Source organism: Nocardioides sp. P4_G4 (genome assembly GCF_056401085.1).
Genome location: NZ_JBFUKA010000009.1, coordinates 1 through 10,795 on the forward strand (window position 1 = coordinate 1; position 10,795 = coordinate 10,795).

The 10,795-nt window shown below is 70.8% G+C and carries 8 protein-coding genes; 5 read left to right on the plus strand and 3 right to left on the minus strand.

Annotation, left to right across the window (positions count from 1 at the left end):
* Window positions 1-142: 142 nt before the first annotated feature.
* The 3 genes from AC1DQF_RS03510 to AC1DQF_RS03520 are packed head-to-tail and all read right to left on the minus strand — an operon-like array spanning window position 143 to window position 5,118.
* Window positions 143-2,290, minus strand: coding sequence for an alpha-galactosidase (locus AC1DQF_RS03510; RefSeq protein WP_477523825.1), 2,148 nt, complete (start codon window positions 2,288-2,290; stop codon window positions 143-145).
* 21 nt (window positions 2,291-2,311) lie between these two features.
* Complete coding sequence (locus tag AC1DQF_RS03515) at window positions 2,312-3,118, minus strand: DeoR/GlpR family DNA-binding transcription regulator (protein WP_477523826.1); 807 nt, start codon at window positions 3,116-3,118, stop codon at window positions 2,312-2,314.
* Window positions 3,118-5,118, minus strand: a complete 2,001-nt coding sequence (locus AC1DQF_RS03520; RefSeq protein WP_477523827.1) for a beta-galactosidase — start codon at window positions 5,116-5,118, stop codon at window positions 3,118-3,120. Before AC1DQF_RS03520 ends, AC1DQF_RS03515 begins: the two co-directional genes overlap by 1 nt.
* Window positions 5,119-5,284: 166 nt before the next feature.
* Here AC1DQF_RS03520 and AC1DQF_RS03525 point away from each other — a divergent pair, with 166 nt between their 5' ends.
* The 5 genes from AC1DQF_RS03525 (at window position 5,285) to AC1DQF_RS03545 (ending at window position 10,780) form a co-directional block, all read left to right on the plus strand.
* Entirely contained in the window at window positions 5,285-6,628 is a 1,344-nt protein-coding gene (locus AC1DQF_RS03525; RefSeq protein ID WP_477523828.1) for an ABC transporter substrate-binding protein, read from the plus strand.
* A 4-nt stretch (window positions 6,629-6,632) separates the two neighbouring features.
* Window positions 6,633-7,571, plus strand: a complete 939-nt coding sequence (locus tag AC1DQF_RS03530; RefSeq protein WP_477523829.1) for a carbohydrate ABC transporter permease — start codon at window positions 6,633-6,635, stop codon at window positions 7,569-7,571.
* On the plus strand, window positions 7,568-8,485 hold the full coding sequence (locus tag AC1DQF_RS03535; RefSeq protein ID WP_477523830.1) for a carbohydrate ABC transporter permease: 918 nt from the start codon (window positions 7,568-7,570) through the stop codon (window positions 8,483-8,485). The genes AC1DQF_RS03530 and AC1DQF_RS03535 overlap by 4 nt, the downstream gene beginning before the upstream one ends.
* A gap of 25 nt (window positions 8,486-8,510) precedes the next feature.
* Window positions 8,511-9,596: an ABC transporter ATP-binding protein gene (locus AC1DQF_RS03540; RefSeq protein ID WP_477523831.1), complete on the plus strand. Its 1,086-nt coding sequence runs from the start codon at window positions 8,511-8,513 to the stop codon at window positions 9,594-9,596.
* Window positions 9,597-9,670: 74 nt separating this feature from the next.
* A complete protein-coding gene (locus AC1DQF_RS03545; RefSeq protein WP_477523832.1) occupies window positions 9,671-10,780 on the plus strand; it encodes a UDP-glucuronic acid decarboxylase family protein in 1,110 nt (369 codons plus the stop codon).
* Window positions 10,781-10,795: the final 15 nt, after the last annotated feature.

The following is a 10,795-nucleotide window of genomic DNA, read 5'->3' on the forward strand; positions in this document are numbered from 1 at the left end:
GCGTAGAACGGACCCGTCGGAAGGACTCCGGTCCGGATGACACGAAGGCCCATCACCTCATACGTGATGGGCTTTCGGCTGTGTCCGGGCTCTGTTCTAGTGGCCCACGCCCGGTCCCGGGCGGAGGCGCGCCGGACGAGGCTCAGGCGCCGGACGCGTCGACGTGCAGCACCAGCGCCGACTCCGGTCCCAGCACCGGAAGGGTGACGCCCGCGACGGCCAGAGGACGTCCGGCCACGACCTGACCGCTCCCGGCCGCCCACCAGGGCGCCAGGTCCGCGGCGTGCCGGTCCGCGGTGGCGGTCTCGTCGCTCAGCCGGTAGGCCCGGTCGGGATCGAGCCCGGTGAGCCGCAGCGGCGCCGGGTGCTGGGTCGCGGTCGCGGCCACCGTCGTGACGACGTACCACGCCTCGGAGCGGTCCGCGGCGACCAGCCCGGTCACCATGACCGCCGGGTCGGGATGGTCGGGATGGACCAGGGAGCCCCGCGCGACGAGCGGGCGGACCCGCTTGTGCAGGGTCAGCCAGCGGGTCAGCTCCTCGAGGGTCGCGTCGTCGAGGCCGGTGAGGTCCCACTCGATGCCGAAGGAGTAGAGCAGCGCGGTCGCGGCGCGGTAGCCGAGGGGGTGGGAGCGCCCGGTGGTGTGGGCCACGGGCCCGCCCACGTGGGAGCCCATGAGCTCGGGCGGGACCAGGAGGGACGTCCAGCGCTGGAGGTGCTGGCGCTCCAGGGGGTCGATCGTGTCGCTCGGCCAGATCCGGTCGGTGCGGGCCAGGACCTCCGCGTCCACGCGGCCACCGCCCGAGGCGCACGACTCGATCTCCAGACCGGGGTGGGCGGCGCGTACCTCGTCGAGCAGGCGGTAGAAGGCGCGGGTCTGCCCGTGGACGGCGGGCACCCCGTCGTGGGTGGCGTCGGTGAGGTCGCGGTTGTGGTCCCACTTGAGGTAGTCGACGTCGTACTCCTCGACGAGGTCCAGCAGGCTGTCCCGCACCTGGGCGTACGCCGCCTCGTCCTGCAGGTCCAGCACCTGCTGCGTGCGCCACGCGAGCGGCAGGTCGTGGCGACCGCGCAGGATGCGCTCGGGGTGGTCCCGGGCCGTGTCGGAGTCGACGTTGATCATCTCCGGCTCCACCCACAGCCCGAACTGCATGCCCAGGCCGCGCACGTGGTCGACCAGCGGGTGCAGCCCGTCGGGCCACACCTCGGCGTCGACCCACCAGTCGCCCAGCCCGGCCGTGTCGTTGCGCCGCCCCCGGAACCAGCCGTCGTCGAGGACGAAGCGGTCGACCCCGACCCGGGCCGCCACGTCGGCGAGCGCCGTCAGCCGCTCCAGCGCGTGGTCGAAGTAGACGGCCTCCCAGGTGTTGGCCACGACGGGGGCCTCGCGCGGGGGACCGGACGCAAGGGAGCGCAGGTGCGCGTGGAGGCGGTGGCTCATCGGGTCCAGCCCGCCGTCGGACCACGAGCCCAGCAGCCACGGGCCGCGGTAGGTCTCGCCCTCGGCGAGGGACACCTCGCCGGGCGCCAGCAGCTCTCCACCACCGAGGAGGCAGTCGCCCTCCGGGGTGCGCTCGGCGTACGTCGTGTGGTTGCCGCTCCACGCGGTGTGCACCGACCAGACCTCGCCCCGCGAGAAGTCGAAGCCGGGTGTCCCCGCCACCATCAGCAGGGTGGCGTCGTGGCCGGTGCGTCCGTGCCGTGCGTCGCGGCGGTGGGTGCCCTGCACCCAGGGGTGCCGTTGCGGGGCGCGCTCCTTGCACCACCGGCCCGTCAGGTCGAGCAGCTCGGTCGCCCCGGCACCGACGGGCAGCGCCGTGCGGGCCGCGGCGAGGTGCAGGGTGCCGCCGAGGGTGTTGGTCACCGACGTGCGCACGCGGACCAGGCCGGCGGAGCTCAGCGCGAGGTCGACGTCGACGGCCCAGCCCGCCTCGTCGTCGGTGCCCGAGAAGCGGGCGGTCGCGTCGCCGCCCTCGGGAGGGTCCTCGACGTGCGTCGACCACGCCGACGGGCTGGGGGTCGTCGCCGAGGCGGTCCCGCCGACGCGGTGGCCCTCGAGGACCGGCGTGCCCGTGAAGCCGCGGACGGGGTCGGGCACGAGTCCGGTACGGCGTGCCGTGTTGAAGGCCGAGTGTGAGATGCCCGGGCGCCGCGCGGCGACGAGGGCCGCCAGGGCGGCGTCGTCGAGGTCGCCCAGGTCGGCGCCCCAGTGCACCACCACCGGTACGCCGTCGTCGTCGGGTGCCACGAGGAGGCTCACGCCGGCCCGGCGGAGGTGGACGGTGCCCACGGAGATGTCGTCCGGCACGGCTCAGGCGTCCCTGCTCGCCTCGGACGAGGCGTCGTCGACGTCGACGAGGACGAGCTCGCCGACGTGGTCGGACAGCACGCCACTGGCCTGGGCGGAGAGGCCGGTGTCGGTGACCAGGACCGAGGCGTCGGAGAGCGAGGCGATGCTGCTGAGCCCGACCACCCCCCACTTGCTGGAGTCGGCGCACACGATCAGGCGGCGGGAGCGCTCGATCATGGCGCGGTTGGTCTCGGACTCGAGGAGGTTGGGGGTGCTGAAGCCGGCGCGCAGGTMCATGCCGTGGACGCCCATGAAGAACGCGTCGACGTGCAGGCTCCGCAACGAGGACACCGCCACCGGTCCCACGAGGGCGTCCGAGGGGGTGCGCAGCCCGCCGGTGAGCAGCACCGAGGTGGTGCTGTCCCCCGCCCGGTGCAGCAGGTCGGCCACCCACACCGAGTTGGTGACGACCGTGAGGTGGGGGATCTTCGCCAGGTGCGCGGTGAGCGCGTGGGTCGTGGTCCCCGCCGAGACCGCGATGGCCATGCCCTCGTGCACGTACTGCGCAGCCCGGGCGGCGATCGCCTCCTTGTCGAGGCGGTGCTGGACCGACTTGGCGGCGAATCCCGGCTCCGCCGACGACGGCTCGGCCACGGCCAGCGCGCCTCCGTGCACCTTCTCCAGGAGCCCGTCGCGGTGCAGCGCGACGAGGTCGCGACGCACGGTCATGTCCGAGACGCCCAGCAGGTCGACGAGGTCGGTGACGCGCACGGTGCCGTCCCGGTCGAGCTCGGCCAGGATGCGACTGCGACGTTGGGCGGCCAGCATCAGTGCTGCTCCTCGCGTACGACGGCGACGCCTCCGGCGGGGACGACGAGGTCCCCGGCCACGGAACGGCCCGAGACCAGGTCGGTCCCGGTCACCGGCACCGGCGCGTCCTCGGTCCCGTGGTTGATGACGAACAGCCAGGATGCGTCGTTCCCGACCCGCCGCGTCACCTCGACGTCGGCGGAGGCGCCCGGCAGGCGGTCCAGCCCGAGCTCGCTCACGAGCCGCTCGGTGAGGTGGTCCGTGCCCTCCGGGGCCAGGCGCGTCGCGACGTACCACGCGACCCCGTCGCCGACCTCGCGGCGGGTGACGGCGGGGCGCCCGCGTGCGGGGCCGTCGGCGTGGTGGGCGACCGCCTCGGCGCCGGCCAGCTCCAGGTCCTCCGTCCACACGTCGGCGCGCACGCCCTCGCCGAGACCCTCGACCGCCACGGACTCGCCCTCGAGGAGCGGCAGGAACTCCGTGGTGCGCACGCCCAGCAGGTCGCGGAAGGCACCGGGGTAGCCGCCGAGGCGGATGTGGTCGTGCTCGTCGACGATGCCGCTGAAGTAGGTGACCACCACGGTCGCGCCGGCCTCGGCGGCCTCCGCCACGGCGGCCGCCGTCTTGTCCGAGACCAGGTAGAGGGTGGGGACCACGACGAGGCGGTAGCGGCTGAGGTCGCTCCCGGGGTGCACGACGTCGACCCCGACCCCGGCGGCGGACAGGGAGCGGTGGAAGTCCTCGGCCCGGTCGCGGTAGGTGACGTCGATGCTCGGGTGCGAGTCGAGCTCGCAGCCCCACCACGCCTCCCAGTCGTAGAGGATGGCCGCCCGGTTGTCGGCACGGCTGCCGCTCACCTCCTCGATCGCGTCGAGGACCTCGGAGAGCTGCACCACCTCGCGCCACAGTCGCGAGTCGGTCCCGGCGTGGGGGAGGAGTGCCGAGTGGAACTTCTCCGCGCCGGCCCGCGAGGCCCGCCACTGGAAGAAGAGCACGGCGTCCGCGCCGTGGGCCACGTGGGCCAGGCTGGAGCGGATGGTCTCGCCGGGCGCCTTGGCGCGGTTGCGCGGCTGCCAGTTGACGGCGCTGGTGGAGTGCTCCATCAGCAGCCAGGGCTTGCCGTCGGCGGTGCCGCGGGTCAGGTCGGCGCTGAAGGCCAGCTCGCGGTGCGCGTGCGGGTCCGACGCCATCAGGTAGTGGTCGTTGGAGACCACGTCGAGCTCGCGGCCCCACCGCAGGTAGTCCATCTCGAAGGTCTGGCGCATGACCATGAAGTTGGTGGTCACCGGCACGCCCGGCGACACCTCGTGCAGCACGTCGCGCTCGACGACGAAGTTGTCGAGCAGCTGGTCGGAGGAGAACCGCAGGAAGTCCAGCTGCTGGGTGGGGTTGGGGAAGGCCGGCGCGGAGCGCGGGGGGAGGACCTCGTCGAAGTCGCCGTACCGCTGGGACCAGAACGCGGTGCCCCACGCCTCGTTGAGCCGGTCCACGTCGCAGTACCTGGCGCGCAGCCAGTCGCGGAAGGCCGCCGCGCTCACGTCGCAGTAGCAGCGCGCGTTGTGGCAGCCGAGCTCGTTCGACACGTGCCACAGCGCGAGGGCGGGGTGGTCGGCGTACCGCTCGCCCATCGTGCGGCACAGCGTCAGGGCGTGCTCGCGGTAGACGGGCGAGCTCGGGCAGAACGCCTGGCGACCGCCGGGCCACAGGGTGCGGCCGTCCTGGGTCACCGGCAGCATCCCCGGGTGCCGGTGCGCGAGCCACGGCGGGGGCGAGGCGGTGGCCGTCGCGAGGTCGACGCGGATGCCCGCCGCGTGCAGGTCGTCCATCTGCGTGTCGAGCCACGCGAAGTCCCAGCGGTCGGGTGCCGGCTGCAGGTGGGCCCACGAGAAGACGCCGAGCGTCACCAGGTCGACCCCCGCCTCCTGCATGAGTTTGCGGTCCTCGGCGTGCACGTCGGAGGACCACTGCTCGGGGTTGTAGTCGCCACCGAGGGCGAGGCGAGGCAACGAGGTGGGCATGACGTCACTGTGACGAGCGTCGCACGTCAAAGTCAACGGATCCGATCGAACTTCCGTTGGAAAATGTCTATATCGCGACCAAAGTGAGACCTCAGACCCTTGACGGGGGTGTGTCGGCCGTCACATGCTGTCGACCTCTGTTCGGTTCTGTGCCCAGGAGGCTGTTGTGTCCCGACCCCGATCTGCCGGTATCCCCGGCGGCAACGCCGTGCCGCGTTCCGCTCTGACGACCATGGCGGCGTCCCGCCGCTCCGTGCTCCGTGGGATGGCGCTGAGCGGGCTCGCCCTCGGGTCGGGCAGCCTGCTCGCCGCCTGTGGCGGTGACGACTCCGGTGGGTMCAGTGGCTCCGGGTCCAGCGTCAGCTTCGGCATCAACGAGGCCGAGGGCTCGGGTCCCGCCTACGACCGGCTCGCGGCCATGGCCAAGAAGTACGGCACGGAGACCGACACCAAGGTCTCGGTCAACGCCGTGGACCACAACACGTTCCAGGAGAGCATCAGCACCTACCTCCAGGGCACCCCGGACGACGTGTTCACCTGGTTCGCCGGCTTCCGGATGGCCCAGTTCGCCGAGGCGGGGCTGATCACCGACCTCAGCGACGAGTGGCCCATCGAGGGGATGGACGACTCGTTCAAGCAGGCGGCCACCGCCCCGGACGGCAAGCAGTACTTCGTGCCGGTGAGCTACTACCCGTGGGCGGTCTTCTACCGCAAGTCGATCTTCGAGAAGAACGGCTGGAAGCCGCCGACGAGCAACGACGACTTCATGGCGCTGATGGACGACATGAAGGGCTCGGGGATCACGCCCTTCGCGTTCGGGGACAAGGACGGGTGGCCGGCCATGGGCACCTTCGACATCCTCAACATGCGCATCAACGGCTTCGACTACCACATGAGCCTGATGGCCGGGGACGAGCAGTGGGACAGCGACGAGGTCAAGGCCGTCTTCGAGAAGTGGCGCACGCTGCTGCCCTACAACCAGGCGGACCCGCTCGGCAGGACGTGGCAGGAGGCGGCCACCGCGATGGGCAAGGGCGAGTGTGGGATGTACCTGCTCGGCACCTTCGTCGTGGACGCCATCAGCGACGTGGACGACCTCGACTTCTTCACCTTCCCCGAGCTCGACTCGAGCATCGGGGCCGACGCCCTCGACGCCCCGATCGACGGCTTCTGCGTCGCGGCGGGCGGCAAGAACCAGGACGGCGGCAAGGCCATGGCCAAGTGGCTGGGCAGCGCGGCCGCCGCCGACGCGGGCAACAACGGTGCCGACGCGCCGTTCATCGCGGCCAACTCCGGCGCGAGCACCTCGACGTACAGCGACCTGCAGAAGAAGTCGGTCGAGGTGGTGGGAGCGGCCGCCAACATCGCCCAGTTCATGGACCGCGACACCAACGCGGACTTCGCCAACACCGTGATGATCCCGTCGATCCAGGAATTCTTGAAGAACCCGGACGACATCGACGGCATCACGTCCAGCATCCAGGAACAAGCCGCCTCGATCTTCGGCTGAGTCGATGGCCACCACCGATGAGGCACCTCGGTCCGCGGAGGCCGAGGGGCCACCGACCCAGCGCCGGGAGAAGCGGCTCGCCCCGCGGGACCGGCTCGTCGTCACCCTGATGCTGCYGATCCCCACCCTCTTCGTCATCGGACTGGTGTGGCTGCCGGCGCTGGGGTCGGTGGTGCTGTCCTTCGGCAAGTGGAACGGGTTCGGCAGCCTCGACACGATCGAGTGGGTGGGGGTGCAGAACTACAAGGACATCGCCACCATCTACCCGCCGTTCTGGCCCGCCATCCAGCACAACCTGATCTGGCTGGCGTTCCTGTTCGTCTTCCCGACGCTGCTGGGCATGCTGCTGGCCGTCGTCCTGGACCGGGAGATGCGGGGCAGCCGCTTCTACCAGACGGCGTTCTACATGCCCGTCGTGCTGTCGGTGGCGCTCATCGGCTTCATCTGGCAGCTCTTCTACTCCCGCGACCAGGGCCTGATCAACCAGGTCTTCAACACCGAGGTCGACTGGTACGGCGACCCGGACATCAACCTCTGGGCCGTCCTGGTGGCCACCGCATGGCGGCACACCGGCTACATCATGCTGATCTACCTGGCCGGCCTCAAGGGCGTGGACGGGACCCTGCGCGAGGCTGCGGCGGTCGACGGCGCGAGCGAGGTGCGCACCTTCTTCCACGTGATCTTCCCGGTGATGCGACCGATCAACATGATCGTGGTGGTCATCGTCGTCATCGAGTCGCTGCGCGCCTTCGACATCGTGTGGGTCATCAACAAGGGCCGCAACGGGCTGGAGCTCATCGGTGCCCTCGTCGGGCAGAACGTCATCGGCGAGGCCACGCGCTACGGGTTCGGCTCGGCCCTGGCCGTGATCATGATGCTGATCTCCTCGATCTTCATCACCATCTACCTGCGCAACGTCTTCCGTGAGGAGCGCGAACGATGACCACCGAGACACCGGTCGCTGCGCCGGCCATGGCACCCCCGCCGAGGCTGGAGGGCGGGGTCATGAGCCGCAACCGCGGCACGGTCGCGACGGTGATCACCGCGGTCCTGGCCCTCATCTGGCTCTTCCCGCTGTTCTGGGCGGTGCTCAACTCGTTCCGGGAGTACGAGTACACCCAGGCCAACGGCTACCTGTCCCTCGGCGGCTGGACCTTCGACAACTACCAGCAGGCCTGGTCCCAGGGCGACTTCGGCCTGCACATGCGCAACTCGATGCTCGTCACGATCCCGGCGGTGCTGCTCACGCTGTTCCTCTCCTCCATGGTCGCGTTCGTGCTGGCGAGGTTCAGCTTCCGGTTCAACCTCGCGCTGCTCGGCGTCTTCCTCGCGGCGAACCTGCTGCCGCCCCAGGCGCTGCTGATCCCCGTCTTCCGCATGTTCCGCGAGATCCCGCTGCCGATGTTCATGAGCGACTCCGGCTCCATGCTCAACAGCTTCTGGGCCCTCATCCTGGTCAACACGGCCTTCCAGCTCGGCTTCTGCACCTTCGTGCTGAGCAACTACATGAAGACCCTGCCGCACGAGATCTACGAGTCGGCCGAGCTGGACGGCGCCGGCGTGTGGCGGCAGTACTGGCAGCTGACCATGCCGCTCGTGCGCCCGGCCCTGGCCGCGCTGGCGACCCTGCAGTTCACCTGGGTCTACAACGAGTTCTTCTGGGCCACCGTGCTCATCCAGCGAGGGGACAAGCTGCCCGTCACCTCGGCGCTCAACAACCTCCGGGGCCAGTTCTTCACCGACACCAACCTGGTGGCGGCGGGATCCGTGATCGTGGCACTGCCGGTCCTGGTGGTGTTCTTCGCGCTGCAGAAGCAGTTCGTCTCGGGCCTGACACTCGGCTCGACCAAGGGTTGAGCGTCCACATGCGAAAGGACTGCACATGGCAACAGTGACCTTCGAGAAGGCACAGCGGTGGTACCCCGGGGCGGACAGCCCCGCCGTACCCGCCCTGGACCTCGAGATCGCCGACGGCGAGTTCATGGTGCTCGTCGGCCCGTCGGGATGTGGCAAGTCCACGACCCTGCGCATGCTGGCCGGCCTCGAGGAGTGCAACCGGGGGAGCATCCGGATCGGCGACCGCGACGTGACCAACGCGGCGCCGAAGGACCGGGACATCGCGATGGTGTTCCAGAACTACGCGCTCTACCCGCACATGTCGGTGCGCGACAACATGGCCTTCTCCCTCAAGATGGCCAAGATGCCGTCCGCCGAGCGGGACAAGAGGGTCGCCGAGGCGGCCCACATGCTCGGCCTCGACGAGTACCTCGACCGCAAGCCCAAGGCACTCTCGGGTGGTCAGCGCCAGCGGGTCGCGATGGGCCGGGCCATCGTGCGCAACCCGCAGGTCTTCTGCATGGACGAGCCGCTGTCCAACCTGGACGCCAAGATGCGCGTCCAGACGCGCACCGACATCGCCAAGCTGCAGGCCGACCTGGGCGTCACCACCGTCTACGTCACCCACGACCAGGTCGAGGCCATGACCATGGGCGACCGGGTGGCAGTGATGGACCTCGGTGTCCTCCAGCAGGTGGACACGCCCCTGGGCCTGTACGACCGTCCGGTCAACCTCTTCGTGGCCGGCTTCATCGGCTCGCCGCAGATGAACCTGCTCAAGGCCCACGCCGACGAGTCCGGGCAGGCCCGCATCGGCGACTACCTGGTGCCGGTCGACCCCGCCGCCGCGTCGCGGATGTCCGGGGCCATCACGGTGGGCGTGCGGCCGGAGTCCTGGCGACTGGTGTCGGCCGACGCGGGTGGCCTGCCGGTCACGGTGAGCGTGGTCGAGGAGCTGGGCGCCGATGCCTTCGTCTACGGCACGAGCGACGTCGAGGGCGTCCCGGGTTCGGTGATCGTGCGGGTGACGCAGCGGGACTCGGTGAGGAAGGGCGACGTCATCCACGTCACCACGGACCCGCGGGACGTCCACGTCTTCGACACCGACACGGGCGAGCGCCTGAGCGCCTGAGTGCTCGTCCCCGATTCGAGGGATGAGCCGCCCATCGCGGTGTGCCGAGGGCAGACCGTGGCCATAGTGGCGCCATGACGCAGCCGCGCGTGGTCGTCACCGGCGGCGCCGGTTTCCTGGGCTCGCACCTGTGCGAGCGGCTGCTGGCCGAGGACCACCGGGTGACCTGCGTCGACAGCTTCCTCACCGGTCGCCCCCAGAACGTGGCGCACCTCGCTGGGCACCCGGGCTTCGACCTCGTGGAGGCCGACGTCACCGCCGGCCTCCCCGTCACCGGCCGGGTCGACATCGTGCTCCACCTCGCCTCACCCGCCTCGCCCGCGGACTACCTGCGGCTCCCGGTCGAGACCCTGCACGTCGGATCGGTCGGCACGCTGCACGCGCTGACCCTGGCGAGGGAGCACGCGGCGCGGTTCCTGGTCGCCTCGAGCTCGGAGGTCTACGGCGACCCCCTCGTGCACCCGCAGCCGGAGTCCTACTGGGGACACGCGAACCCGGTGGGCCCCCGGTCGGTCTACGACGAGGCGAAGCGGTTCGCCGAGTCGCTCACCACCGCCTTCCGGGCCACGTACGGTGTCGACACCGCCATCGTCCGGCTCTTCAACACCTTCGGGCCCCGACTGCGCACCGACGACGGCCGGGCCGTCCCCACCTTCATCCGCCAGGCGCTGTCCGGCGAACCCCTCACCGTCACCGGCGACGGCTCCCAGACGAGGTCGCTGTGCTTCGTCGACGACGCCGTGGAGGGGCTCCTGCGGCTCGTGCGCTCGGGACACCCGGGCCCGATGAACCTCGGCAACCCGCACGAGATGTCGGTGCTCGACCTGGCCCTGCTGGTCCGCGACCTGACGGGCTCCACCAGCGAGGTCGTGTTCGTGCCACGCCCGGTCGACGACCCGACCGTACGACGCCCCGACATCACCCTCGCCGAGCGTGAGCTGGGCTGGCGCCCGGTGGTCCCCCTGGAGGACGCGCTGGTGCGCACCATCACGTGGTACCGCGACCGCCTGGAGACGGCGGCCAGCCCCAACGGTGCGCCAGGTCCAGCCCGTACGTCTCGTCCACCTGTCGTACCTCTGCCGCCAGCGCGGCCTGGACCCGGGTCCGCTCCTCGGCGGTCAGCGCCGGCCGCTCGTCGGCCAGCGGCCGGTACAGGGCACGCTGCACCAGTGGGGCGCTCCTGACCCTGCCGACGAGGT